General features: G+C 34.1%; 22 protein-coding genes. All 22 read right to left on the reverse strand.

Translation table 11 applies throughout. The features are described 5' to 3' along the window. Positions 1-8: 8 nt before the first annotated feature. The 22 genes from citX to WMO19_RS02345 all read right to left on the reverse strand — a co-directional run bounded on the left by citX (position 9) and on the right by WMO19_RS02345 (position 26,824). Positions 9-524: a citrate lyase holo-[acyl-carrier protein] synthase gene (citX, locus tag WMO19_RS02240; protein ID WP_349170030.1), complete on the reverse strand. Its 516-nt coding sequence runs from the start codon at positions 522-524 to the stop codon at positions 9-11. Continuing rightward, positions 511-1,503, reverse strand: a complete 993-nt coding sequence (gene citC / locus WMO19_RS02245) for a [citrate (pro-3S)-lyase] ligase (RefSeq protein WP_349170031.1) — start codon at positions 1,501-1,503, stop codon at positions 511-513. Before citC ends, citX begins: the two co-directional genes overlap by 14 nt. After that, complete coding sequence (locus WMO19_RS02250; RefSeq protein WP_349170032.1) at positions 1,496-2,320, reverse strand: triphosphoribosyl-dephospho-CoA synthase; 825 nt, start codon at positions 2,318-2,320, stop codon at positions 1,496-1,498. Before WMO19_RS02250 ends, citC begins: the two co-directional genes overlap by 8 nt. Before the next feature lie 230 nt (positions 2,321-2,550). Then, positions 2,551-2,994, reverse strand: coding sequence for an Hsp20 family protein (locus WMO19_RS02255; protein WP_349170033.1), 444 nt, complete (start codon positions 2,992-2,994; stop codon positions 2,551-2,553). Positions 2,995-3,186: 192 nt separating this feature from the next. Next, the gene (ilvA, locus tag WMO19_RS02260; protein WP_349170034.1) at positions 3,187-4,395 is read right to left on the reverse strand and encodes a threonine ammonia-lyase; all 1,209 of its coding nucleotides are present in this window, start codon (positions 4,393-4,395) and stop codon (positions 3,187-3,189) included. Position 4,396: 1 nt separating this feature from the next. Beyond that, a complete protein-coding gene (locus WMO19_RS02265; protein ID WP_019125222.1) occupies positions 4,397-4,621 on the reverse strand; it encodes a DUF951 domain-containing protein in 225 nt (74 codons plus the stop codon). Then, positions 4,608-5,486 (reverse strand): mechanosensitive ion channel family protein, encoded by an 879-nt coding sequence (locus tag WMO19_RS02270; protein WP_349170035.1) that lies wholly within the window; start codon positions 5,484-5,486, stop codon positions 4,608-4,610. Before WMO19_RS02270 ends, WMO19_RS02265 begins: the two co-directional genes overlap by 14 nt. Position 5,487: 1 nt before the next feature. Continuing rightward, a complete protein-coding gene (locus tag WMO19_RS02275) occupies positions 5,488-6,567 on the reverse strand; it encodes a hypothetical protein (RefSeq protein ID WP_316719591.1) in 1,080 nt (359 codons plus the stop codon). A 91-nt stretch (positions 6,568-6,658) separates the two neighbouring features. After that, the gene (locus WMO19_RS02280; RefSeq protein ID WP_349170036.1) at positions 6,659-7,558 is read right to left on the reverse strand and encodes a DMT family transporter; all 900 of its coding nucleotides are present in this window, start codon (positions 7,556-7,558) and stop codon (positions 6,659-6,661) included. A 60-nt stretch (positions 7,559-7,618) separates the two neighbouring features. Next, positions 7,619-9,568, reverse strand: coding sequence for a transketolase (gene tkt / locus WMO19_RS02285; protein WP_349170037.1), 1,950 nt, complete (start codon positions 9,566-9,568; stop codon positions 7,619-7,621). Positions 9,569-9,579: 11 nt separating this feature from the next. Continuing rightward, positions 9,580-10,332 (reverse strand): WecB/TagA/CpsF family glycosyltransferase, encoded by a 753-nt coding sequence (locus tag WMO19_RS02290; RefSeq protein ID WP_349170038.1) that lies wholly within the window; start codon positions 10,330-10,332, stop codon positions 9,580-9,582. 280 nt (positions 10,333-10,612) lie between these two features. Beyond that, positions 10,613-11,779: an amidohydrolase gene (locus tag WMO19_RS02295; RefSeq protein WP_349170039.1), complete on the reverse strand. Its 1,167-nt coding sequence runs from the start codon at positions 11,777-11,779 to the stop codon at positions 10,613-10,615. 12 nt (positions 11,780-11,791) lie between these two features. Then, positions 11,792-13,180, reverse strand: a complete 1,389-nt coding sequence (locus tag WMO19_RS02300) for a YfcC family protein (protein ID WP_349170040.1) — start codon at positions 13,178-13,180, stop codon at positions 11,792-11,794. 164 nt (positions 13,181-13,344) lie between these two features. Next, a complete protein-coding gene (ftcD, locus tag WMO19_RS02305) occupies positions 13,345-14,223 on the reverse strand; it encodes a glutamate formimidoyltransferase (RefSeq protein WP_349170041.1) in 879 nt (292 codons plus the stop codon). Between the two features lie 10 nt (positions 14,224-14,233). Beyond that, positions 14,234-15,769, reverse strand: coding sequence for a histidine ammonia-lyase (gene hutH, locus WMO19_RS02310; protein WP_349170071.1), 1,536 nt, complete (start codon positions 15,767-15,769; stop codon positions 14,234-14,236). A 5-nt stretch (positions 15,770-15,774) separates the two neighbouring features. After that, positions 15,775-17,112, reverse strand: a complete 1,338-nt coding sequence (locus WMO19_RS02315) for an aminotransferase class III-fold pyridoxal phosphate-dependent enzyme (protein WP_349170042.1) — start codon at positions 17,110-17,112, stop codon at positions 15,775-15,777. Positions 17,113-17,122: 10 nt separating this feature from the next. Then, on the reverse strand, positions 17,123-17,680 hold the full coding sequence (locus WMO19_RS02320; protein ID WP_349170043.1) for a cyclodeaminase/cyclohydrolase family protein: 558 nt from the start codon (positions 17,678-17,680) through the stop codon (positions 17,123-17,125). A gap of 11 nt (positions 17,681-17,691) precedes the next feature. Then, the gene (hutI, locus tag WMO19_RS02325; protein ID WP_349170044.1) at positions 17,692-18,906 is read right to left on the reverse strand and encodes an imidazolonepropionase; all 1,215 of its coding nucleotides are present in this window, start codon (positions 18,904-18,906) and stop codon (positions 17,692-17,694) included. Between the two features lie 9 nt (positions 18,907-18,915). Then, entirely contained in the window at positions 18,916-20,217 is a 1,302-nt protein-coding gene (locus WMO19_RS02330; RefSeq protein WP_349170045.1) for a Na+/H+ antiporter family protein, read from the reverse strand. Between the two features lie 271 nt (positions 20,218-20,488). Further along, positions 20,489-22,243 (reverse strand): urocanate hydratase, encoded by a 1,755-nt coding sequence (locus tag WMO19_RS02335; protein WP_349170046.1) that lies wholly within the window; start codon positions 22,241-22,243, stop codon positions 20,489-20,491. A gap of 152 nt (positions 22,244-22,395) precedes the next feature. Then, the gene (gene glmL / locus WMO19_RS02340) at positions 22,396-23,769 is read right to left on the reverse strand and encodes a methylaspartate mutase accessory protein GlmL (protein ID WP_349170047.1); all 1,374 of its coding nucleotides are present in this window, start codon (positions 23,767-23,769) and stop codon (positions 22,396-22,398) included. Between the two features lies 1 nt (position 23,770). Beyond that, positions 23,771-26,824 (reverse strand): AAA family ATPase, encoded by a 3,054-nt coding sequence (locus WMO19_RS02345; RefSeq protein ID WP_297393299.1) that lies wholly within the window; start codon positions 26,822-26,824, stop codon positions 23,771-23,773. Between the last annotated feature and the right edge of the window lie 3 nt (positions 26,825-26,827).

Genomic DNA, 26,827 nt, shown 5'->3' on the forward strand with positions numbered 1-26,827 from the left:
TTTTATTCTCATTCACTTTTTAAAATTTCTCTTACTTTTTCCTTTAACTCATCTAGGCTGTGCCTTTCTTCCTTGATGCAGGTTCTTGCTATGTCCTCGCATATTATGCACTTTCTCTCAGGAAGATTTAAGCTTGACCTTGATATTTGTTTAAAGTCCCTGTCGTAGATGTCTATGTCGAGAAGTCTTCCGCCAAGGCTCTCTTCTTCAAGCTCAATCATTTTTTCCTTTATAAATTTTCCTTCATCATCAATGACTGCAAGGTATTCCATTCCAGTTTTTAGGTTTTGATATTCTTCAAATATAATTTTTATTTCATTTTCTTCTAAAATTTTTTGAATCTTTTTTATATATTTTTCATGAAAAGACAATGCCTCATGAAAATTTTTTTCTTCGCCAGGAATATTTAGCATAAAGGATAGGACTGGCAAGTCATATTTTTCCGTCAAAGCTTTTATCTTGTAATATCTCTCTTCCTTTGCCTCAAGCATTTCTCTCATGGCAATAATTTTAGAGTCTTTCATTTATTATCCTCTGCCCTTCCTCTGATTTTAGTGCCACAATTGTGGCATCAGCCAAGTACTTATAGGCTTCTTCAAATTTTCTCTCTTTTAAAAGTTTTCTAACTCTTGATGCAGAAATTACTTGGCCGCCGCTTTCTATCCTAGGAATTTCTACCAGCTCAACTCCATAATTTGGCAAGATTTTTTTCATTGTGTCATTGTAATTTTTTGTCACCAGGTCTTTATCTTCTGTGCCCACAAATCTTTTTTTTATGTTTAGGGCTTTTACAAAGTAGCTTCCAAAAATTTTTGTGTCAAGTTCTGAATAAGCCTTTAAAACTGTCTTTTCGTCCTTGTAAAAATAGGTTGGGAAGGTGTTTTTTGAAATGATGTAGTCGTTGCCCCTGTGAAGAATTACATTGTCAAACTTTGAAACTTCTTCTGCCACGATTTTATATCGAAATTCATAGGGAAAAGTTGACCCATCTTCTTCCACCATAAAGACGTGGAGGAGGTCTGTCATTTTTCTCGCCTCTTCAATTAAGTAGAGGTGACCCTTGGTCATGGGGTTGGCGTTTATTACTATTGCCCCAGACTCCCTATCATCTTCCATGCTTTTTAAAATTTTATGAAGTTCTTCAATTTTATTGTCAAGGAGCGCCACATCTTCTGTCTCTTCCACAAGAGAAAAGCCGAAGTCTGAAAATATTTTTATATTTTTTGGCTTTGTGAATATAAAGAGGTGCCTTTCGCCCCTTTCATACTGATAATCTATTAGCCTTGTTATAATTGCGTTGGTTATTCCCATGCCCTGGTAGTTCTCGTCAATGGCAAAGCACTTTAATACTCTTCCAGCAGCTGAACCTGTGCCCACAATTTTGTCACCATCAAAGGCAGCAAGAGTGTAGTCCACATCCTTTTCGTAATTAATGTCAAAGCCCTTTAAAAATTTTTCAATATTCTTTTTTTCGAATTTCATCACTTGTCTGTAATCAATCAATGTAATCCTCCAATAGATAAAAATAAAGACTTAAAATTAAAAAGTCGGCACAGCCACCTGGACTTAAGTTTCTACTTTTAAAGTCTCCATTAATTTTTTCAATCTCCCTCATGCCCTCTGAAGTCATGTAAAGTTTGTTCGCAAGGACATAGTTGGCGCGGTCTTTTAAAAATTCAAGTCCTTCCAGTCCGCCCCTCTTTATAATATTTGAGTCCTCAATAAAGGTCATGTAATAATAAAGGGTGCCTGTAAGAGCGTAGTCAAAGTTCACTTCTTTTTCAGCCTTCTTCAAAAATTCTAAACCGAGAAGGGCCTTTGCAAAGCCCTCTTCAGCCTCTTCTCTTATGCCCTTAACACCGTACTTTTTAAAATTTTCTTCCCCATGACTTGTGGCAGATTTTTTATTTAATTCACCAGTAATTCCCCTGTTTAAATAAGAAACTCTAGCAATAATTTTTTCAAAGGAAAATTTTTCTTTTTTTATTTCTATGGCAGTAGCATATACCATAAGCCCCAGAGAAAAAATAATTCCTTTGTGGGTGTTGGCACCAGCTGTGGCCCTTTTCATCTTCTCCTCATAAATTACGCCAAATTTTCTGAGCTCTTTATAGTCTTCGCCTGTCGACTTTTCACCAAGCTCATAGGCAATTTTAAAGTAGTCGTGAAGAACTAAAGCTGAATTTATAAAATCTATGTAATCCATGTCCACGTGGGCACCCTGATCTATTAAAGTGACAAGCCCAGGCTTTGGGCTGAGGGACACTTCATAGATGAGCGCATAGGTGGACAGTCTCGCAATAATATCTGAATTTATCATAAAGCCTCCAATTTCATTATAATAAATAAAAAAATTTTCATCTACCCTTTATTTTTGTAGGGTCGACAGCTTTATTTTGATAAAAAATTTTTAAATTATATTTAATCAAATTTTATGCCACAAAAAAACCGAGGTCGCCCTCGGTCTTAAATTATTCTTTTTAGATTATTTATGAATATTCTAATTTGTACTTATCAAGTTTTAATATTTTCTAAAATTTTATCAAAAGATTATTTAATTTCAATCTTTTTATTTTTCTTTTCTTCAGTTTTTTTAGGAATTGTAATTTCTAGAATTCCACCTTCAAGCCTTGCAGACATATTTTCTTCGTCTATATCTTTAAAGAACATCCTTCTCATCATCTTTGATGACTTTCTTTCTCTGTGAATGTAATTTTTTTCCTTGTTTTCTTCATTAACTTCTTCATTTTTTTCAGCTGAAATTGTAAGTTTGCCTTCCTCAAAGTCTATGTCAATTTCGTCTTTAGAAAATCCAGGAAGTTCAGCCTCAACTTTGTAGTCCTTGTCTTCGTCAATAACATCAACCTTAAAAGTAGCAGCTCTCATTGCCCTTTGAGGTGTGAAGTCGTCGTTAAAGAAAGAATCTATCATGTCATAAAAATCATCAAATCTTGTATCTCTCAAATTATTTTTTTCATATGGTCTAATACTCATTTAAAAACTCCCCTTTATATTTAAATTATTAGCAGCCGATGAACTCATCTGCTAACTATTTATAGTATAGGACATTGGTCAAAGTATGTCAATAGTATTTTTGACGTTTTTTGACCTTTCTTTAAAAAATTTTTTAAATTTTTTTGCAAAAGAAAAAAGAGGGCGAACCCTCTTCTCTTTAAGCTAATTTATTTAAAACTGTGTGTCGTTATAATTTGCCTTAAATACATAGAAGTCTTGGTTTAGGGCTGTGATTATTTGCTCTTGATGTGCCTTGTCCTTTGTGTCAATAACTAGGTTAACTATCATGGCATCAATTGTGTCGCCAACTACATCTATGTTTTGACCAATTTTAACTATATTTGCTCCTTCTCTTTCAAGAAGTTTTGTCATACGAGTCATTTCTCCTGGTTGGTCATTTAATTTGATCTTAAGTTCCATTCTTCTGTTAGTCTTGTAAAGACCCTTTTCAATAACCTTTGAAACTCTTGTTACATCAATGTTGCCGCCAGAAAGTACGCAGCAAACTTTTTTGCCCTTGTGGTTGAATTTCTTGTACATCAAGGCTGCTACTGTTGATGCAGCTGCTCCTTCTGTTATAATTTTATTTTTTTCAAGAAGGGTAAGAATTGCGGATGAAATTTCTCCTTCAGTTACCAATACTATTTCGTCAACATATTCCTTAACTATGTCAAAAGTAAGTTTTCCTGGAGTTTTTACTGCAATGCCATCGGCAATTGTTGAGCCGCCCTTTACTGTTAAAATTTTTCCCTCTTTAATTGATTCATACATGCTTGGAGATATTTTTGTTTGAACTCCAATGATCTTTATGTTAGGGTTGATGCTCTTTGCTGCAAGGGCGATACCAGAAATAAGTCCGCCGCCACCAATTGGCGCAACTATTATGTCTGTGTCAGGAAGTTTTTCCAAAATTTCAAGTCCAATAGTTCCTTGTCCTGCAATAACTTTTTCATCATCAAAAGGTGCTATAAAAGTGAAGCCTTCTTCCTTGGATAGTTTTGCTGCATAAGCTGCTGCGTCATCAAAGGAATCCTTAACAAGTTCTACTTCTGCTCCATAGTTTCTTGTTGCTTGAACCTTGGAAAGTGGTGCATGGTATGGCATACAGATTATAGATCTTATTCCTCTTTCAGTTGCTGATTTTGCAACACCTTGAGCGTGGTTACCTGCAGAGCAAGCTACAACACCTTTTTCTGCTTCTTCGTCAGTAAGAGTTGCAATTTTGTTATAAGCTCCTCTTAGTTTAAAAGAGCCTGTGTCTTGCAAAACTTCTACTTTTAAGTAAACATCTTCTCCTAGGTTTGGGGCATAAACTACTGGCGTTTCCTTAATGTGACCCTTTAATCTTTCCTTGGCATCATAAATTTCTTTTACATCCATTTTATTCTCCTTCTTTCTTGTGATGGATTATGCTAACAAATTTATCATCTTCTAAAATTTTTCTAACCCTTTTTTCAAAATCCATTCGGCTCATCCAAATGATTCTTTCGCAACCTAGGCACTTCAACTTTATGTCGGCACCCTTTCTCACTATCTCCCATTTATTTTCGCCACAGGGATGTCCCTTTTTTAGCGTAACGATGTCACCCAAGTTATAGTATAGCATCACTGTCCTCCCTTTGTATCAATTTATTTCTAATAATTGGCATTTTTATTTTTTCTCTTTGCATAGTTTTTAAAATCTCTGCTCTTATTGCATATTCAAGGTCGTATTGGTCGCCCTGCCTTGTATAGTAGACAAGACTCATCATGTAGGCATCCTTGCCATTTTCAGTAACTCCCCAAAGATTTGGTCCCAGGACCATGTCCTCGTGGTCCCTATATTTTTCTAGGGCTTCCTTTATTTTCTCACTTACAAAGGATGGGTCGCAAGAATTGTCTACATAAAAATCAATTCTCGTCCTCACATTTGCCCTTTCCTTGTTGGAGACAATGGAGATATTGCTGTTGGGAATTATGTGAAGAATTTTATTGAAGTCGCGAATCTTTGTAACCCTAAGACCCACATCTTCGACTACGCCTTCAATGTCTCCTATCTCAACTAAGTCGCCAACAGAGTACTGGTCCTCAAAGATAATAAAAAATCCATTGATGAGGTCCTTCACCAGATTTTGGGCGCCAACACCTATTGCCAGTGAAAAAACACCTAGAGTTGCAAGTATGGGCGCAATGGAAATTTCAAAGACGCTCATGATTATTGTTATACCAATAAAAATTAAGACGACTTTTATTATTCTCTTTATTAAATTTGCAACTGTGACAATCCTGTTGTAGGATCCCTTTTCCTTTATCTTTTCCGAATTTAATTGTCTATTAATAAAACCATCTATAATTTGTAAAATTATAAAAATTCCAATAATTATGGCGGCAACTACAGCAAACCTCTGCCAAGAGCCAAGTCCACCAAAGGTAGACTGAAGGGCTTTATCAGCTTCATTTGCAACAGCGCTTGTGTTTTTCTCTAAATTCACCTTACACCTCTTTATAAGTGGTTTCTATTCTATTTTCATCTTCTCTCACTGTATTTGAATTGACAACGGAATAAAGATTTAGCTCGCCATTTCTAAGGGCGCCAATTAAAAGTCCGTTGATTTTTATTTTATCAAGAGAGTAGCCAAGTCTCGTGTAAAACTCTCCACGATTTCCTATCTCTCCACCAACATCGCTAGGTCCATAGACATAAATTGAGCCAGAGACATTTTCCATTTTGTTGACATTGGCTGCAATTATTTTTTTCTCGCCAGGCTTTAGGGCATAATCATACTTGGTGATAATGCCTGAGTGAAGGAGATAAGTGTCCCTGCCTTCCACTAAAACATCGGAGACATTGGGGATCTTCCCTTCATACTTTTTGCCTGCGTCCATAAACCTATAAATCGCCTTGTCTGTAAGGGCGAGGACAGACCTCTTGTCCTTTTTCACAAAAAATACTATCTCGTGATTTAAGACCTGACTCTTTTTATTTCCCTTGTGGAGAGAATAAAGAAGAGAAGAGTAGCCACTGGCGTCATTTTTTATCTCTGCAACAGAAAGATTTTTTGAATCTAAAATGTCGTGAGTTAAAATTTGATTTCCCGTCCTGTAAATTTCTGTGAGAGTGGAGTCGTTGCCCATTAAGTATAAAATTTCATTATTCTCGTCAACTACATGAAAGATAATATTTGCATTTTCGTAGGAAATATTAAAAACTTCGCCCTTTACATCAGTTGTAGAAAGGAGCTCGCCCATTTCAGAATACATGTGGACCTTGCCCAAGTCCTTTTCATACAAAAAAGCGTAGTTGTTAGCAAAAAAGGCCTCAATGTTTTCGTCTTCTCTCTGAATTTTTTTAATTATGTTGCCGTCTCTATCTGTTATGTATAAAACAGGATCAGCCCACAAAAAAACTGACTTAGATGAAATGGAAAAGTCCTCTATGGGCTCATTGACACTTACACCCTTAAGCCTAACAATGGTTCTGTCCTTGGAAAAATTTTTGTGGTTAAAATATATAAATCCAAAAAATATTAATAATAAAACTAAAATAATTGCGTGATTTTTCTTTAATTTCAAAATATCACTCCCGACTTAATTATAACATTTATAAAATTATTTTTACATTTTTTTGCAATTAAAAAGAGATGCCGAGACATCTCTTAATCCTTTATTTTTTATTCAAGACCACTGCGCCCAGGAGGACAAAAATTAGTCCAAGTATTATATAGATTGTGAGCTCTTCGCCGAGGAAAAGGACAGATAAAATCGTTCCGAAAATCGGAATAAATAATTTGTAAATCCCAAACTCACTGGCGCTGTGGGCCTGTAGGACTGATGTCCAGATTGTAAAGCTAGTTGCTGAGATAAAAGCGCCGTAAGACAGCATGAGAAAGAGCTTAAGGTCAAAGTTCACAAGGGATGTGTGAGTCAAGGCACCAATGATTATAAGTGGAGTCGCTCCAAGGAGAAATTGTGTCCCCGTCATCAAAAAGGAATTTTGGTCTCTTCCATATTTTCTTATTAAAACTGATGCAAGGGCGTTAAGTGTTGTGGCGATTAAAATAAATCCTTCACCTGTAAGTTTAAAGTGAAAACTCCCTCTATCCTTTAAGTTTATTATGATTAAGCCAAGGGAGCCAATAATTAGGGCTGCAAGCTTTCTCCCTGTAAGTTTTTCGTCGGCAATTAAAATTACAGAAATTATTACAGTTATAAAGGCATTGGATGCCTGGATGACTGCCGCGAGTGAGCCCAGGGTGTTGGAAAGACCGATGTAGTAGGTGCTGTACTGGAGTGTGGTCTGTATTAACGCCAAAATTATTATGAATTTGAAATTTATTTTGTCCCTCTCAACTTTTTCCTTGTTGAAAAGAAAAAAGTATATATAGGTCAAGAGTCCCGCCATAAAAAATCTAATTCCTGCAATAAAAATTTTTCCACCAGGATCATCGGGGAGGATGCCTGCGTGAAGGTAGGTCAGCTTTATGAGGGGAATGGCAGAACCCCAAAGGAGCATTGCCATAAGAGAAAAAATTATCGCCCATCTTTTTTCTTTAATTAAGTTCATCTTTACCTCTCAGTTTTTCCTAAATAAAAAAGGAGGTCGCCCTCCCTTTTATTTTTTATTTTAAAATTCTTCTATCTTTCTCTTAATATTTTCTGCTGTGAAGCCAAATCTTTCAAAGACTTCAGAGCCCTTGCCACTTGCACCAAAGGTATCTATGGAAATTGCCATGCCCTTTATGCCAATGTACTTGTGCCAGCCAAAGGATGAAAGTGCTTCAAGAGAAATTCTCTTTTCTATTTTTGAAGGAAGGATTTTTTCCTTGTAATCAGAGGATTGCCCATCAAAAAGTTCCATAGAAGGCATTGAAACCACACGCACTCCCTTAAGTCCCTTTGCTGCTTCAAGAGCAAGAGAAACTTCAGAGCCTGTTGCAATTACAATTTTTTCAAGCTCGCCCTCTTCTTCCTTAATTATATAGGCGCCCTTCATAATGTCTCTTGATGAATTTTCAAGTTGTGGCAAGTTTTGTCTTGAAAGGGCAAGAACAACAGGTGTGTTCTTAGAATTAAAGGCAAGGTTAAGTGACGCTGCAGTCTCTCTTCCATCAGCTGGTCTCAAAACAATGATGCCAGGAATTGATCTTAGCATAGCCAAGTGCTCAATTGGTTCATGAGTTGGGCCATCTTCGCCAACTCCAATGGAGTCGTGAGTGAAGATGTAGACATTAGGCAAGTTCATTAGGGCAGCAAGTCTAATTGTTGGCTTTAGATAATCGCTAAATACTAAAAATGTTGCAGCATAAGTTTTTAGTCCGCCGTGAAGGAGGATTCCATTAGTAATGGCTCCCATGGCATTTTCGCGAACGCCAAAGGTTAAGTTTCTGCCAGATCTATTTTTCTTTGAAAAATATTCTTCGCCCTTTAACATAGTCTTATTTGATGGACCTAAGTCGGCAGAGCCGCCAAAGATATGGATGTTGTCTTTTGCAATTTTATTTAAAACTTCTCCAGATACGCTACGAGTTGCCATGTCCTTAGTGAAAGAATCGTAATAAGAATCTTCTAATAATTCCTTCTTTTCAGGATTAAAGGAAGCCTTGTAGTCCTCATATTCCTTTGGATATTTTTTAGCATACTCTTCTTCAATTTTTTTCTTTTCAGTAGCTTTTTTTGTATTTTCTTCTACAATTTTTTTGAAGTGGTCTCTCACATCATCTGCCACATAAAAATCTTTGTCTGGAAGTCCAAAAAACTCACGAGTTGACTTTCTATTTTCCTTACCAAGAGGTTCGCCGTGAGCCTTTGCAGAGTCTTCTCTAGGTGAGCCGTAGCCAATTTTTGTCTTCACTTCAATTAGTGCTGGCCTTTCTGATTTTTTTGCCTCTTCAATTTTTTCATTTATTTCGTCTAAATTATTTCCATCACTAACTAGGAAAGTGTCCCAGCCAAGAGCTTCATATCTCTTTCTCACATCTTCAGAGAAGGCAAGGTCAGTTGAGCCTTCAATGGAAATTTTATTTGAATCGTAAAGGACAATTAATTTACTTAATTTTAATGTGCCTGCAAGGGAAGATGCCTCGTTGGAAATTCCTTCCATTAAACAGCCATCGCCAACTAGGGCATAAGTATAGTGGTCTACAAGTTTTAAGTCATCTTTGTTGTAAAGAGCTGCAAGTTTTTCTTCTGCAAGGGCCATACCAACTGCCATGGAAACTCCTTGACCAAGAGGACCAGTAGTTGCTTCAACTCCCCTAGTGTGATTATACTCAGGATGACCTGGAGTCTTTGAGTCAAGTTGTCTAAAGTTTTTTAAATCATCAAGGCTTAGACCATAATCAAATAAATAGAAAAGTGAATATAAAAGAGCAGACCCATGTCCTGCAGACAAGATAAATCTGTCCCTATTTTCCCAATCTAAGTCCTTAGAATCTCTCACTAAATGATTTTTAAAAAGTGCATAAGCCATTGGGGCAGCACCTAGTGGAAGACCAGGGTGACCTGAGTTTGCACTTTCAATTTGATCCACTGACAGCATTCTTATAGTATTAACTGCTTTATTTTCGATATTCAAAATTCCACTCCTCACTCAACTGAATTTTTATCTCTCATAACTGCTAACAAAAACTTTGGCAAATCAATTTGCCTCTTTAACCTAGATGGGTTTTTTATAAGCCTGTAGAGCCACTCCAGCCCAAGCTTAATAAAAATCTCTGGTGCCCTATTTGCCCTGCCAGATAAAATGTCAAGGACGCCACCATTTCCAATAATAACTTTTGCCTTTAAATCATCTTTAAATTCGTCAATCCACTTTTCCTGACGAGGAAAGCCAAAACCGACGAAGATGATGTCAATGTCCTTTGAATTTATCTCTTCAATTATCTTTTTTTCTTCCGGCGAAGTTTCGCCATCTATCCTAGAGTTAAAATAACCATTGTGATAAGCTGCAACGTGAAGATTTTTATACTTTTCATTGACGGACTTTGCGGCATCCTCTGCCACGCCTTCCTTGCCACCTAAAAAATATAAATTAAGTCCCATCTCATCTGCCAGCTCAAGAAGTTTAATAGAAGTATCAAAACCTGTGACCCTTTCTTTTAAAGGCTTCTTTCTCATCTTTGATGCGTAGATAAGACCAATGCCATCAGCCAAAATTAAATCGCCTGAATTAATTAAATGTCTAAGCTCCTCGTCTCTTTTAGCTGCCATGACAATCTCTGTGTTTGGCGTGTAAATTTTTTTAAGACCCTCTGTCTTTAAGAAGTCTCTTAAGATTTTTTCACACTCTTTATTATCAATGTTAAAAATTTCAACTCCAAAAATTTTTATTTTTTCCATATATCTCTCCGCTAATAAGTTTATCACATAGTACTTTCCTTTTCTATATAGAAATATCTCCTGAAATTTAAAAAAGAGACGAAATTTCGTCTCTTTGAAATACTTTTTATTAATAAAGGCTCTATAATATCTGTAGGGGAGTAAATCTCTAACAAATATTTTTATGTAAAACAAAATCGAGTAAGCATTTTGCTCACTCGATTAAGTCCTACTTTTTAGGGACACTCTACCTTCTATTTGAAAATTTTCATAAACTATTTATACAAGTATATTAATGAATTCACTTTCCTTCATACTCATTTTTTATTTCTTTTATTATATCTGTATCATCTAAAGTTGCTCCAATAAATCCTAAAATTGTTTTTGCACCATTTGTTATTGCTTTCTTCGAAGCATCAGATCCTACTAAATCAGCAAATTCTTTTGTATGCAAACTAATATCCTTGTGAGTAATAGCTACAGAAGGATGAAAAGCTGGACATCTGTAACTTACATTTCCAATATCTGATGAACCTGCTGCTTTTTCATGTTCACTATTTTCCATTCCATTTTCTTCCATTATTTTGGAAATTAAATTAGTACCAGTTGTATTATATTTCATGTCCATAAAAGGGTAACCATGTCTAGTAATATTAAATTTTGTCCTTGTTGCCTTAGCACTGCCTTCTATTACATCTTTCATCCATGGAACTAACGTATCTTCAACATATTTTGAATCATTAGACCTAAATGTATAAATACCACTAGCATACTCTGGTATTACGTTTGTTGCAACACCACCATTTGTTATATAACCTTCAATTATTGTTTCTGGCCTTACACATTTTCTCATTAAATCAAATCCATGGATTGCAAGCATTAGACCATCTAACGCTGAATTTCCTTCCCATGGGGATGCTGCTGCGTGAGCCGGTCTTCCAAAAAATTCTATTTTAAAAGTTTCAAAAGCCAATAATTTCCAATTAGGTCTATTGTTTGTATCTAAGTGTACCATTATTACATAGTCGTACTTGTCAAAGGCACCCCTATCAGCCATTGGAATTTTCAAACCTTCATTTTCTTCATCTGGCGTTCCTATAATATCTACATTGGCATTTATTAAATCTTCATTATGTTTAATAACTAAGGCAGATAAAACAGATAAAGCACAGGAAGCTGAGTGTCCACAAGCGTGCCCAACTCCTGGAAGAGCATCATATTCTGTTAAAATTCCAATTCTAATTTTAGAATCTTTTTTTTCTATAACTTTTCCTAAAAAAGCTGTTTCAATATCATAATAACTATCTTCTACTGCTATATCGTGTTTTGATAAAACTTCTTTTATTTTTTTTACAGATCCAAATTCTTGACCTGATAACTCAGGATTATCGAATAAATATTTATTTAATGCAAATGCTTCTTCTTTATACTCGTCAATATTTTCAATTAATCTCTTTTGTATATTCATAATTAAAATCTCCTATACATAGTTAATAATTATTGCAATCATTAATAATACTGATTGTGCTATTAATATTAATCCAAAAAGTGGAATAATAAATTTCCACCATTTTTCTAATTTAACTCCTGCTATACCACAAACTATAGGTGCAAATGCAGTAGGCCAAACTATATTTGAAAATCCATCTCCAAATTGAAAAGCAAGTACGGAGACTTGTCTAGAAATTCCAAGTAAATCAGCTAATGGAGCCATAATAGGCATACTTGTTACAGCTTGTCCAGAACCTGATGGTATAAAGAAATTCAATATTGTTTGGAAAACCAACATTGCTGGTCCCATCAAAACTTTTGGTAAATATGAAAGCGGTATTGATAAACCGTATACTATTGAATCAATAATATTTCCATCTTTTAAAACTATAAGAATTCCTCTTGCAATACCAATCATCATACAAGCCATAGCCACATCTGTGAAACTCTTTGAAATGTTTTCTGCTATTTTAGTAAAACTCCATCCCATTACTAAGGCACTTGATATACCCATTAATAGGAAAACAGCATTTGTTTCGTTAAAGTACCAACCATAGTTATAGGATCCATAAACTATAACAGCGATTCCAGCTGCTAAAATAAGTAAAACTAATTTTTCTCTTATTCCAAATCTATAGCTCATAAGTTCTTCATTGTCTAATTCATGTTTATTAGAGTCACCATAAACAAAACTTAACTGTGGGGCATTTTTAATTCTTCTTGCATAACGCATTGTGTAAATTGACGCAACAATTATTAAAGTAATATGACATATTATTCTATACCAAGCTCCTGATAACTGTGGAAGACCTGCGATATTTTGAGCCATGCCTACTGTAAAAGGGTTAACTATGGCACCACTATATCCAATAGCAGTTCCTAGCGCGACAATTGACATACCTACAATGGCATCATAACCCATAGCAACACATATACCAGCAAAAACAGGGATAAATGGCATCATTTCTTCAAATACTCCAATAGTAGAAGAAGCTATTCCAATTAAAGTAATAAAAATTGGAATAATCATAATTTGAGTTTTATCTTTTGAATTTCTCAAAATACTAGCAATTAGACCATTAATTGCTCCTGTTTCCAAAATTAGTCCAATAGATGAGAAGGAAACAAATACAAAGAATATTACAGGTCCTGCATCTACCATACCTTTGTAAAAAGATTGAACCATATCAAAGAAACCTACTGGTGACCTATCAACTAAGTGATATGTACCAGGAACAGCAACTTCTATGCCTGCTTCATTCGCTTTCCTTAAGAACTCACCTGTTGGTAATATCCATGTTAGAATCGTACATACAATAATTATTGCACTAAGCAGAACATAGATGTGAGGTAATTCAAATTTTTTCTTTTCTTTCATAATAAACAACTCCTTTTCTATTGTATTATATTAAAACACGATATTGAATAAATGAGAATAACGTTTTCATGTTTCCTAGATTTATTTATACTTATATTTAAGTTTTAATCGCCCTTTCAAAATTTCCAATAAAGAGACCCCTAAGGGTCTCTTAAATTTTTTAATTAATAAACTTGGTCTATTGAGAAGTTCTTAGAAATTCTAATGTAGAAATCTAAAACATCTCTAATAGCTGCTAGAGGAACAGGTCCAACTAATTCAGTATCAACAATATTTACATTGTATCTACTTGCTTCTGATTTGATTGTTTCGTAAACTCTGTGAATAGGAGTTTTTTCATAATTTATCATATTCATAGAAACTTGAACTTGCTTTTGCTCTTCAAGTGCTAAGGCAATAGCTCTCACAAAAGTATATCCACCAGCTGCTGCTCTTACAGATTTTACTATTTCCTTACCAATTTCAAGATCTTCTGTATCTAGGTTTATGTTGAAAGCTACAAGTGGAAATCTAGCTCCTGTAACAGTTGCTCCAGATTTAGGATTGAATTCCTTTGGTCCTTCATCAGGTATCCAAGCTTCGTCCTTCATCTTTTCTTCTAGACCTTCATATTGACCTTTTCTAATTTTTGGAAGGGATTTTCTGTACTCTTTATCTTGAGCATCTTCGTAGAAGTAAACTGGAACACCAAGGCTTCCCAAGTATTTACCAAACTCTTTAGCAATAACTACACAGTCTTCAGTAGTCATTTCTCTAACAGGAATAAATGGAACAACATCAACTGCTCCCATTCTTGGGTGTGATCCCTTATGTTTTGTCATGTCAATTAATTCAACTGCTTTCTTAGCAAGTCTTTTTGTTGCTTCCAAGACATTATCAGGACAACCCTTATATGTGAATACAGTTCTATTGTGGTCCTTGTTAGAGTCGATATCAACAACTTCTATGCCATCAACTGATAAAAATGCTTCCTTAACTTGCTCAATCAAGTCTAAGTCAGTACCTTCGCTAATATTTACTTCCGCCATCAAAATCTTATCCATAATCTACCCCTTAATTTAATTTTCCAACTACTTCTTCAACTTTATCTAAAAGCTTTCCAGATTTAACCATTTCGAAAGTTTTGTCCATTTCAGGATAGAAAACTACATCATTTTCCATAAAATCAACACTTTCTCTTACAAGATCATAAGTTGCTCTTGAACCCTTGCCAAGTTTTTCCACTTCTCTAAAGTCTGCTGCTTGAGCTGCACATAGTAGTTCAATACTTAAAACATGTTGAGCGTGATCAACTATTGTTCTAGCCTTTCTTGCTCCAATTGTTCCCATAGATACATGGTCTTCTTGGTTAGCAGATGTAGGAATTGAATCTACACAAGCTGGGTGAGCTAAAACTTTGTTTTCAGAAACTAGAGCCGCTGCAACATATTGAGGAATCATAAATCCATCATTTACTCCACCATGCTTAACTAAGAAAGCTGGTAGTCCATGAGATAGTGCAGGGTTAACTAGCTTTTCTATTCTTCTTTCAGAGATATTTGCTATTTCAGAAACTAAAATTCCCAAAGTATCTGCTGCAATTGCAATTGGTTGTCCGTGGAAGTTTCCACCAGAGATACAAGCTCCATCTTCACCACTAAAAATAAGTGGATTATCAGTAACTGAGTTTATTTCTGTTTCAATAGTTTGTTTTACATAATCAAAGGCAAGTCTTGAGCCGCCATGAACTTGTGGAATACATCTTAATGAATAGGAGTCTTGCATCCTAACTTCGCCTTGTTTTGTTACAAGTTTTGAGTCTTTTAAAAGATTTCTAATGTTTTGAGCTGCGTCTAATTGCCCCTTGTGTGGACGAACTAGGTGAACTCTTTCGTCGAAGGCATCGATAATTCCACCAAGTGAATCAATTGTAAGAGATGCAATTATGTCAGCTTCCTTTAATAATTTTTCTGTATCATAAACAGCTAGAGTTGCATTTGCCATCATAGCTTGAGTTCCATTAATAAGAGCAAGACCTTCCTTAGCCTTTAGGGTAATTGTATCAATACCAGCTTTTTTCATGGCTTCTTTTCCTGGTAAAACTTCACCTTCAAACTCAGCTTCGCCTAAACCAATCATTGGAAGAACCATATGTGCCAATGGACATAAGTCTCCACTTGCTCCAACAGATCCCTTGCTTCTTATAATTGGATGGACTCCCTTGTTTAACATTTCCATTAAACAATTAACTGTTGACATTAAAACTCCAGAGAATCCTTTGATAATTGAGTTGAGTCTAAGAACCATCATGGCTCTGACAATTTCTGTATCAAAATTTTCGCCAACGCCACAAGCATCTGAAATGATCAAGTTTTTTTGTAGAAGATCTAGTTCCTTTTCAGAAATAGAAACTGTTGAGAATTTTCCAAAGCCTGTGTTGATGCCATAAATTGCTTCGCCAGCATCTAGTGCATCTTCAACAAATTTTCTCGATTTTAAAATTATTTCTTCTTGACCTTCTGCAAGTTCAACTTTAGCATTAAATCTTGCAACTGCAACTACATCTTCAATAGTCAAACTGCTGCCATTTACTTTTACGACTTTTTTCATATAATCTACCATCCTTTTATTTTATCTAAAATTTCGTCTCTTATTTTTCCCTCTTCCAATTCTTCAAAGGAGTCTTCAATAATATCCATGGCTTTTTCAACTTCAGAGTCATTAATTATTAAAGGAGGTTGTACTCTCAAAGTTTTTCCTGCTAGATAGATGAGTATTAGTCCCTTTTCAAAACATCTGTAACATATTTTTTTAACCAAATCTGAGGAGGAATATTTCCCTGATTTGTCTTCAAGATCTACGCCAATACTTAATCCTAAACATCTTATATCTCCAATATATGAAGACTTCCTTTGAATTTTTTTGAATCTTTCTTTTATATATTCACCTACAATATTTGCCCTGTCAAGGAGATGATTTTTTTCAATAATTTCTATTGTTTTTATAGCAGCTACTGAGGCTACTGCATTACCTTGTAGAGTGAAAAGCTGCCCAGGCATGGGGATTGAATCTATTATTTCACTTCGACTCACAACAGCACTCATGGGAAATCCTGATGCCATAGCCTTTCCCATCACAACAACATCTGGAATAATATCAAAGTGCTCTATGCTAAACCACTTTCCAGTTCTTCCAAATCCTTGTTGGATCTCATCAACGATTAGTAGAATATGGTTATCATTACAAAATTCCCTAAGTCTTTTCATGAATTTTTTGGGTGGTTTTATTAGACCTAAATCTCCAATTATTGGTTCAATGAATATTGCTGCAACTTCTTCTTTAGGAATGTAGTAATTGAAATTATCTAAAAACTTATTAAATTCAATATCGGCAAATTCATCTTCTGTAATGCTTTTATCTTTCTTTAAAATGTTTGGATAGTCCAAGTGAAAGACTTCTGGTAACAAGGGTCCAATTTTTCTTTTCATATTAGTATCTATTGCACTTAAAGATATCGCTCCATAAGTTGAACCATGGTAGGCGCCTACAAAAGAAATGAGCTTTGATCTTCCTGTATATGCTCTTGCTGTTTTTATGGCAGAGTCAATGGCATCGGAACCAGAAAATCCAAATATAACTTTTTTGTCAAAATCGCCTGGAGTAATTCTAACAAGTTCCTTTGCCAAATTGACTTGTGGCTCAGTGTAAAAATAATCATTGGTAAAGTGAATGTATTTATCTATTTGCTCTTTAGTAGCTTTCACTATCTCTGGATGATTGTATCCTGTGTTGACAACGCAAGCAGAACTTATCATATCAATATATTCATTTCCATCTAAATCAATTACCTTTACACCCTCTGCTTTCTCTGCAACAAGGGGGAAGTATGCTGCTCTAGTAGACTTGCCAATATATTTCTCGTCGATAGAAACTAATCTTTCATTTTTATTCATAATTATTAAATTAATCTAGACTTTCAAGTTCTTTATTAAAATCACTTACAATTTTTTCATCTTTTATTAATGGAATATTTGCAAGAACATTTGCACGTCCTGCATCAATGCCGACCTTAGCTAGATCAATTCCTGCTTGCAAATCTGTAACAGCAGCTGGATTTGATTTTTCTAAAAGATCTCTTCCAATGTCATAAGTTCTTTTGTTTAATAAAGCATTTGATAGAGGAACCTTTGCTGCTTCAATCCCAGCATTTTGTATAGCTTTCCTTCTCTTTTGTTTTTCTTCTTCCGTTGACTTTGGTAATTTGTAAGCATTAACAATTAAAAGATAAGCCTTGTTATCATTGACGCTTCCTTCTAAGAATTTAGCCTTCATTTCATTAAGTTCCTTAATTATGTCATCGTATTTTTCATCTTCATAGCCATAATCTTTTCCCTTAGAAAGGTTAGCAACCATCCCTATTAGGCCTGTAGCCATGGCTCCAGCTATAGCAGAAGCACAGCCACCACCAACAGTAAAATCATTTTCGTCTAGCATTAAATCTAAAATATCTTTATAGTTCATTATTACCTCCGTCAAATTAATTTTTTACCTTTTTTAATAACTTGTACTACTTCATTAACTCCAACCTTATAAACAACATTTTTATACGAATCAGAATCTCTTATTTGGACATCTGCGTACTTTCCTTCTTCAATTGATCCATAGTCTTTTTCTATTCTAAGGGCCTTAGCTCCATTTAAAGTTGCTGACCTAATAGCCTGTCTTTCTGTCATCTTGTGATTTCTACAAGCTAGCGTCATTGCCAAATCCATTGACTCAAACCAGTTGCCAGGATTTAAGTTTGTTGCTATAGCAAGATTCATTCCCTCTTCGAGCATATAGGACGGATCAACTGGCTTTGGATGAGCGACACTAAAGTCTGTAGTAGGAATAATTATTCCCACCACATTATTTTCTGCAAGAGCTTTTGCATCTTCTCTTGTCAAATAATTTAAGTGACCTATGTTTGCAGCCTTTAATTTTGCTGCAACTTTTGCTCCTCCAATTGCAGAATAACATTCTGAGTGAAGTGTCGGAACAAGTCCAAAGTCAAGGCAAGCACTCAAGAACCTGCCTGCATCTTCTGCTGTATAATATCCATCATCAACCCAAATATCTGAAAAGTCTGCTAATTTTTCTTCCTTAATTATTGGCAAAACTTCAGAGATCATAAAGTCGATGTATTTTTCCTTTCCCATTTCTACATCAAAGTAGTGGGCTCCAAGGTAAGTTGAAAGTATAGTTTGAGGCGTCTTATCTTTTAATTTATTAATTAATCTTAGCTGTCTCAATTCAGTTTCCTTATCAATGCCATATCCTGATTTTATTTCAACTGTTGTTGTACCTGATAAAAGCATCCTCTTTAATTTTGTCAAACTAGACTCAATTAATTCTTCATCGCTTGCATTTTTTGTGTAGAAAATAGATGCTTCCAGTCCCACTAGTTTAACTAATTTTTTTACTTCTGCACTTGTATTTGTAAGAGATGCAACATATTCATCCACTCTAGATTTTCCAAATAAAAGATGAGTATGTGAATCTACATAGCCAGGCATGACAACTTTGTTACTACAGTCTATTTCTTCAAAATCTTCATCATCAACTAACTTTATTAGGTCCTCATAGGCCCCAATTTTTTCAATTCTTTCACCCTTAATTAGGACTGATGTATTATTCATCAGTCCTATTAAATCTTTTGCATCTTCTTTTACAGTTAAAAGTTCTCTGCAATTTTTTAAAATTAACATATCTTTCTCCTATATAAATAGTGGCCATAATATTCCTGCAATCATAAGAGGGATGTCGTAACAAATAAATTGTGGTACACATGTGTCCCAAATATGATCGTGTTGACCATCTGCATTTAGTCCAGCTGTTGGTCCGAGTGTAGTATCAGATGCAGGTGAACCAGCATCACCTAAAGCTGCTGCTACAGCTATCATAAATACTATAGCTCCTGGAGAAAAACCAAGTTTTAGTCCAAGTGGTACATAAATAGCTGCAACCACTGGCACTGTACCAAAACTTGTTCCTATTCCCATAGTAATTAAAAGACCAAGCATAGTCATAGTGAAGGATCCAGCTATTTTTGAGCCTCCTAGTGCATCAAAGGCAACATCAACTAAATGATCTACAGCACCTGAAGTGTTGATAACATTAGCATATCCTGCTGCTATTAACATTACAAAAGCTATAAAGCCCATTAGCCCAATACCGCCGTCTAGTACTTCTTGAATTTCCTTCCATTTAATAACTCTTGTTACTACCATAAATACAAGAGCAGCTAATGCTCCAAGTGGTAATGAACCAGTTTTTAATTGAATCACTAAGGCAATAATACCTGCGCCAAGAGTTAACCAATGTTTTGTTTCTACCTTAACTATTTCTTCAGGCTTTTCTCCAATTTCATCATGAATGTCTTCATACTCTCTATCTCGTGAGAAGTACAAAAGTCCTAGTACAAGACCAATAAGCATTGCAATACCAGCCATCCATGTATTTTTCCAAATCACATCACCTGTAATATTTAAACCAGCTTGGTTTACGGAGTCTTTTATTAAACCGTGAAAAATTGCACCATAGGCAATTGGTATAGTTATATAAGGTGCTTTGAGTCCAAAGCCAAAGCATATTGCTGCCATTCTTCTATCCATCTTCATTTTATTCATCAAGCTAAGAAGTGGTGGTATTAAAATTGGAATAAAAGCAATATGTACAGGAATTATTGTTCCTGATGCCATTGAAACTAAAACTATAATGATTGCAAGGGTAAATTTATTTCCTCTTACAACTTGTGAAATTTTTTTTGCTAAAATATCTGCTGCACCTGTCTTATTAATAGTGAAAGCCAATGCACCTAAAAGAATATAACTTAGTGCAGTATTGGCATTTCCTCCCATTCCTCCTACAAAAACTTCCATAGTTCCTGAGAATCCCATTCCACTGACTAGCCCTGCTGTCAATTCTGATATTAGAAGAGCTGCCATAACAGGAAGCTTTAAAAGGCATAGCACAGAAAGAACTATTACAGATATAACGATCGGATTAAATATAATCATAGATTTCCTCCTTTTTAATGATTTATTAAAAATAAATTTAGTATTGCATTTTGAAATCGTTCTCTAGTTTCCTTTTTTTATCTGCAAATTATATAAAATGTAATGTCTAAATTAATATTAATTTGAAAATTTCTATCAGCATAATTTATCCTTTTAGTGTTTAAAAGCTTTATATACAAGTCTGGGACAAACAAAGCTGTCTCGATTCTTTTGTTTGTCCCATGACACTCTATATTATTAATTCTTCTAGGATATAAACTGTGCTAAATTATTAACGATACATTCCTTCTGGTCCAAATGTTACATCTTCAGCTTTTTGCCACCATAGTGGAATCTTGATAGAATCTGTAGTGTACTTGCCCTTACCATTTGCAACTGCTTTTGCTGCTTCGTATCCTGCTTGTGCGTGACGAACAACTCCGATTCCAGAGTCAACTGTTAGAGCTACTGCAAGTCTTCTGTCAGCTTCTTCTGTACCATCAGCAATCATTGTAACTCCAGTGTGAACTGCTTCACCCATTGAGTAGTTTTGTTGGATTGCAATAAGGTCACATCCGCCTGCTGCGTTAAGAAGTCCATTTAGGTATGGCCAGTCAGATATATAATCTCCACCATCTGGCATCTTTTCAGATTCAAATGTAGGGTTAACGATAGATCCTGAGTCAAGGTTATCTCTTGAGAATGCAACTGTTCCCTTAATTCTTCCTTCTCTTATTGCTTGGTTAATTGCAAGACCAAATTTCTTTCTTTGTCCGAATCCCATGTAGCAAACTCTTGCTGGCATTCCTTCAATTGGAAGGTTCTTTCTTGCAAGTTTTATCCATCTTTCAACAAGATTGTCGCCCTTACAAATTTCAAGTGCTATATCATCAGTTTCAACTAAGTCTTGAGGGTCTCTTGATAGACAAGTCCATCTGAAAGGTCCTCTACCTTCGCAGAATAGTGGTCTAATGTATTCGTAAACAAATCCGCCAATCTTCATAGCTTCTTCTCTAGGGAATCCAGCATCCATACATTCTTTTCTAATAGAAGTTCCATATTCAAATACTTCAACGCCATCTTCTTTTAGAGCTATCATAGCTGCAAGTTGCCTCTTCATAGTTTCTCTACTTAGTTCTAAGTATTTTTCTCTATCTTCAATTCTTAATTGGTCCGCTTCTTCTGGAGTGTATCCTGAAGGGATGTAAGAAATAGGGTCGTGACATGGGCACATTTCTGAACAGATGTCAGGTCTAAAGTCGCTTGCTAAAACTTTTTCATAAACATCTGCTGCATTTCCTACGATACCAATTGATTTTGGAACATTTCTTTTTGAGTGATCTTTTGCAATTTCAATGGCTTCTTCTAGTGAATCAGCGATCATGTCAAGGTAATCTTTTTCAATTCTCTTTTGAAGAATTTTTTCGTTAGCATCAACCACTATACAAACTCCACCATGCATCTTCATTGCCCAAGTTTGGTTAGCACCCATTCCGCCTGCTCCAGCAGTTAGATAAATTTTTCCAGTTAAATCATCATTGTATTTTTTCATTGCAATTGCTGACAATGTTTCAAATGTACCTTCAATTACACCTTGTGTTCCTATATATTCCCAAGGAGCTGCTGTATATTGTGCAAATATTGTTAAGTTCTTATCTTGTAAGTCGTAGAATCTTTCCCATGTAGCTTGCATTATGTTTGTTGTAGCCATAACTACTACTGGAGCTTCTTTATGTGTTTTAAAAATAGCAACTGGCATTCCTGATTGAACTACTAGTGTTTCGTCATCTTCTAGATTCTTTAGAGAATCAACTATTGCCCAATATGATTCCCAGTTTCTAGCACATTTTCCGTTTCCACCGTAAATAACAAGTAGTTCAGGAATTTCAGCATTTTCCATGTTAAATTCTAACATTCTAAGTATTGTTTCTTGACGCCAGCCCTTACATCTTAAAGTATCAGTATCTTTGATTCCTCCACCTTGTGCTTTTACTTCATAAAGTATTTCAGGGTTTTCTCTGTAATATAATCCTTTGTTTCCGTTCATTATTTTATCTTCCTTTCTTTACTAAGATTTTTTATAAATGAGGATCATTTATTGATTACATTATATTGAGCCCTCGTTAATCTATCGTTATTATTCTGCTGTTTTTAAAAAATTGTTAAAAAATTTTTTTGTTAACGCTGGAAAATTAATTTTTACTTAACTTCTTTTAAGTTTTCACTTAAAATCTTAAAAGCCAAGTCTTTATCAATGGTTGATAGCAGTCCAATATGTGAAAGGATGTACTTTTCGTCTATAAAATAAGACGGATTTTCTGGCGTTAATTTATTATTTTCTCCATCTTTAATTTTTTCTAAAATTTCTTTTGGATTTTTATTGTTAATTATTACTCCACCTGTTCCAATAGCTTTTTTAACAAAGCGAAGATCCTTTCCGTCTTGAAAATCTATATAGTGACCATTTAAATATCCCTTCCTAATACTTCCTGCATGTCTATTTATTGAAACTCTCACACAATTTTCTGCAATTACTTTGTCAAATTTTAATTCTTCCTCATCTTGAAAAATAATTTCTGGATTTTTTTGCCTCATAGTACACTTTTTTATAATCTCTTCTTCTGAGTAGTCATGAGATAAAAACCCTTCCCTATAATTTTCAAAGGCACTGTAAGCGGAGTACCTCATGCCCATATCTCCTTCCACAGTTCTCTTTAAAAAATATTCTCTGAGTCCCTCTAAAATATTTGACTCTAGTTTATGTGCTTCAGATACACTGTGAATATCTGTAGTTGCTCCACCAATATCTACTACAATTAAATCTCCAAAGCCTTCATATTTTTCTGTGCCCATTGCCATAAGCTCCGCTGCCTTTAAAACTGCTGTTGGTGTTGGCATCAAAACTCTATCTTTTATAATTTTTATCTTGTCCATTCCCTTGGCGTGAGTTATCTTCTCCATAAAAATTTCTCTAATTTTTTCTTTAGCATCTTCTGGCGTAAATCTATTTACATCGGGCATTACATTTTCTGCAAAAATATAATTTGAATTAGAATTTTTTAAAATATTTTCTATTTCCTCTTTTGCTGAAGAGTTTCCAGCAATAACAAGGGGAATGTTTTTTATTTTGCTTAATTTTTTTGCATTTTCGATAATATAATCTTTGTTTCCACCATCAGCTCCACCAGTTAAAAGGATTATGTCTGGATTTAATTTTTCTATCTCTTCAATATCTCTTTCCTTTAGATAGTAGTTATAGGCCTTAATTAGTTTTGCACCTGCCCCTACTAAAGCTCTTTTAGCCGCTTCTGTAGTATATTGTGGAGTTATCCCTATTCCCACCATTTTTAAGCCACCATAGGTAGAAGAGCAAGCAAGCACTTCTTTTATCTCCAAATTTTTTAAATTAACTTTTTCATCTAATTTCTTTAAAGCTTCCTCAAAGCCCTTGTCCACACCTTCTTTTACGCTAGTATGGGCGTTTACTCTTTCAAATAAACGCCCATTTTCGATATCTATTAAAGAAATTTTTGTGTAAGTGCTTCCAAAGTCAACTAACATATAAAAACTCATATTAACCTCTCTTCATTATTTTATCTTCTAAGTATTTAATCTCTGCCCTATTTTTGTACTTATCCAGGTACTCCATTGATCTGTAATAGTAATATTCGCAGTTTTGATTTAAAAACTTATCTACATTTTCAGTTAAATCATTTTTTTGCTCATCTATCATTTTTCTCAAAATAGTTTTTACAAAATAAATTTCTCCAATATCCTTTGGGTTATTTATGGTTTTAACTTCGCCAATGGCATTTTTTAAATAATTTAAGCTTTTAGCATAATCTTTATCAATAAAACTGCTGAGAGATAAAAAAGCATCTAGGACTGGAGCTTTCCAATAAGAATCAAATCTTCTTACTATTTCCTTTGATTTTTTTAGGTATTCTTTCATTTCATCAGCATTATCCATGAAGAAAGAAGTCTTTGCTGCATTTATATAAAATATTGAGAGGCAAGATGCCCCTGAATATTCGCTTAATTCTATAGCCCTTTTGAAGTAGTTCATGGCATCCTCATAGTAAAATTGTGAATTTCTAATCTCTCCAATATAATTATAATTTGCCGCAACACTAATTGAACTTGAGTGTTCTACTCTTCCAGATTTTGTAATTGTTTCAATGGATCTGTTGAAAAAGTCTTCTGCTTGTTTTAGATTTCCGTTCATTGTGTAATAGACACCATAAAGTCTATACATTATTCCTATCTCTAGATTATCTTCTAAAGTTTTAGCATCTTTTATCCCATCAATAATATGACTAAGCATTACACTGGTGTCATTTATTTGAATCCCATAAATTACCATCTGCTTATTGCCTTGAAGTTTTGTCTTGTAGTCATTCATAGCTTCGGCAAGGTCGATAACCCTTTTCATAACTTTTACGCCATCTTTATACTCTCCAGCTCTAATTAAATATCTTCCCTTGCAGTAAAGAAAAATAAGCTCTAGCTTTTTTATTTCCTCAATTTCTTTTTCATTAGTTACTTCATTTTTCAATACAAGTATTCTATCATTAATGGAGTTTATTTCTGTCAAAACCTCGTTGTTGTTGATAAAATTTTTTACTTGTCTACTCACATCATAGTCATCTAAACTTGGATATACTTCGTGATTGAAATTTAGATAATAATTTAATATGTAAATTTCATATTTAAGTGTGTTTGTTTTATCCTTAGCTTGTTCATAATGATATTTTAATTTTATATAAGTTGTAACATCATTGTGACTTCTAAGATCTGTAACATCAATCATCTTTGCTATTTCAGCGTGAATAACTTGTTTTGAGATTTCACTTAAACCATTATAAATATAATTTTTATAAAGACTATTTGTAAAATATATGAACACTCCATTTTTAGTATTTCTTTCCTCAAGAATATTTAATCTTGTTAAATTATTTATTCCATTTACAACATCGAAAGCTTTATAGTCTAATAAATTTAAAATATTATTAATATTTACATCTCCATAAAAGGCCGACACAACACTCAAAATTTCCTTCTCGATATCTCCCAACATTGCAAATTTTGTCTGCAAAAGTGAATTCATTTTAGGGCTTACAGTTTCCAAATTTTCGTTCTTTTTATATAGTTCTATGTATTCGTTTAGCAAAAGAGCGTTCCCTTTGCTCATATTATATATATTATCTACATCCTCATCTTTTAATTCTCTACCTTTCAAAGATTTTTGTAAGATAATGCCAACATCCATCTTGCTAAATTTTTCTAACTCAATTAATTCTATTTTATTCAATTCTTTCAGCATATTTATAGTCTTTAAAAGGTCTTGTTCAATTTCATTAGAAATAATATTGAAAAATAAAAAATTTTCATTTCCCTGTAATAGCATATTTACAAGTAATTTTGCACTAAGTTTATCCATAAACTGTAAATCTTCAAAAACTATTATTGTTTTTTTATTAAAAGATAGTAATTTTAATACTTTTTCTGTTGCTAAATATATTAAATCTAAATTGAAATCTTCTCTGCTCTCTAATATATTTACCATTGGTTGTTTAAGCTTGTTTGTATCATAAAATAAATTTTTTAACAAATCACCCCAAAGTTCAGGCTTTTTTATCTTTTTCTTTGATAGTTCTTCATCTAATATTTTAATAAGTTTCAACCAAGGAGAATAAGAAAAAATCTTCTCTAAGCTGTAACATTGAACTTCAAAAATATGATATCCGTCCTTATTGTTTTCAAGTATCTCTTTCTTTAGAGTAGTTTTACCAATTCCACTTTCTCCGAATAATAATATGGATTTTGTGCTTATATTGTTGTTAAAATCTTCCAGTAATCTTTGTATTCTCTCAATTTCATAATTTCTATCGTACAATTTAATCTTGGAATCTTTTGATTTTTTTTGTTTATCTAAATATTTTAAAGCCTCTTTATAAATATCTTGAATCTCATCAGACGGTTCAATTCCAAGTTCTTCTTCCAAAATGTTTTTTAGATTATAATATTCATTTATTATTTTGTCATATCTTCCCTTAGATTGATAAATCTTAAAAAGATACAAATAACCAAACTCATCAAAGTTTTCAAGTGAAATGAGGCTCATTATATTGTTCTCCAAATCAGAAAAGCTTTTATCCTTATAATCCTTTTCAATCTTTGACTTTATGCTCTTAATATACATGTCTTTATAATAGTTTTTTTGTTCCAAGACCCAATACTCAAACTCAGTACAATCCTTTATATAAAGGCTTCCCAAAAAATCTCCCTTATATAAATTTAAATTGCTTATTGGATCTTTTTCAAATTCTATTACATCCACAAAAATATTTAGCTTTTCGTTTATAGTAAGAATTGTCTTATTTGGTGTCTCAATAACATCTTCACCGAAAGCCCTTTTGATTTTATAAATTGCATTCCTTAGACTTACCTTTGCCCTATTTTCATTAGACCTGCCCCAAAAAATAGCAGCAGCTTCATCCCTGGATACAACTTTCTTGAGCAAAATATAATATAATAGGGCGCTGACTTTACCAGGCGGCAAATAAATTTCTTTTCCATTTTCTGTAATTGTTGGATTACCAAATAATTTAAAATTAATATTTGCCATAAA

The organism is Peptoniphilus hominis (ex Hitch et al. 2025) (genome assembly GCF_040096015.1).
Classification (GTDB): Bacteria; Bacillota; Clostridia; order Tissierellales; family Peptoniphilaceae; genus Peptoniphilus_A; species Peptoniphilus_A hominis.

Coding starts and splice junctions, on each gene's coding strand:
- WMO19_RS02320 (WP_349170043.1), bottom strand. CDS start 17,680: ATGAACTATAAAGATATTTTAGATTTAATGCTAGACGAAAATGATTTT.
- citX (WP_349170030.1), bottom strand. CDS start 524: ATGAAAGACTCTAAAATTATTGCCATGAGAGAAATGCTTGAGGCAAAG.
- WMO19_RS02295 (WP_349170039.1), bottom strand. CDS start 11,779: ATGAATATACAAAAGAGATTAATTGAAAATATTGACGAGTATAAAGAA.
- WMO19_RS02265 (WP_019125222.1), bottom strand. CDS start 4,621: ATGCTATACTATAACTTGGGTGACATCGTTACGCTAAAAAAGGGACAT.
- hutI (WP_349170044.1), bottom strand. CDS start 18,906: ATGTTAATTTTAAAAAATTGCAGAGAACTTTTAACTGTAAAAGAAGAT.
- WMO19_RS02315 (WP_349170042.1), bottom strand. CDS start 17,112: ATGAATAAAAATGAAAGATTAGTTTCTATCGACGAGAAATATATTGGC.
- WMO19_RS02280 (WP_349170036.1), bottom strand. CDS start 7,558: ATGAACTTAATTAAAGAAAAAAGATGGGCGATAATTTTTTCTCTTATG.
- glmL (WP_349170047.1), bottom strand. CDS start 23,769: ATGAGTTTTTATATGTTAGTTGACTTTGGAAGCACTTACACAAAAATT.
- hutH (WP_349170071.1), bottom strand. CDS start 15,769: ATGAAAAAAGTCGTAAAAGTAAATGGCAGCAGTTTGACTATTGAAGAT.
- WMO19_RS02290 (WP_349170038.1), bottom strand. CDS start 10,332: ATGGAAAAAATAAAAATTTTTGGAGTTGAAATTTTTAACATTGATAAT.
- WMO19_RS02255 (WP_349170033.1), bottom strand. CDS start 2,994: ATGAGTATTAGACCATATGAAAAAAATAATTTGAGAGATACAAGATTT.
- WMO19_RS02330 (WP_349170045.1), bottom strand. CDS start 20,217: ATGATTATATTTAATCCGATCGTTATATCTGTAATAGTTCTTTCTGTG.
- WMO19_RS02345 (WP_297393299.1), bottom strand. CDS start 26,824: ATGGCAAATATTAATTTTAAATTATTTGGTAATCCAACAATTACAGAA.
- ftcD (WP_349170041.1), bottom strand. CDS start 14,223: ATGGATAAGATTTTGATGGCGGAAGTAAATATTAGCGAAGGTACTGAC.
- WMO19_RS02300 (WP_349170040.1), bottom strand. CDS start 13,180: ATGAAAGAAAAGAAAAAATTTGAATTACCTCACATCTATGTTCTGCTT.
- WMO19_RS02335 (WP_349170046.1), bottom strand. CDS start 22,243: ATGAACGGAAACAAAGGATTATATTACAGAGAAAACCCTGAAATACTT.
- WMO19_RS02250 (WP_349170032.1), bottom strand. CDS start 2,320: ATGATAAATTCAGATATTATTGCGAGACTGTCCACCTATGCGCTCATC.
- ilvA (WP_349170034.1), bottom strand. CDS start 4,395: ATGGATGTAAAAGAAATTTATGATGCCAAGGAAAGATTAAAGGGTCAC.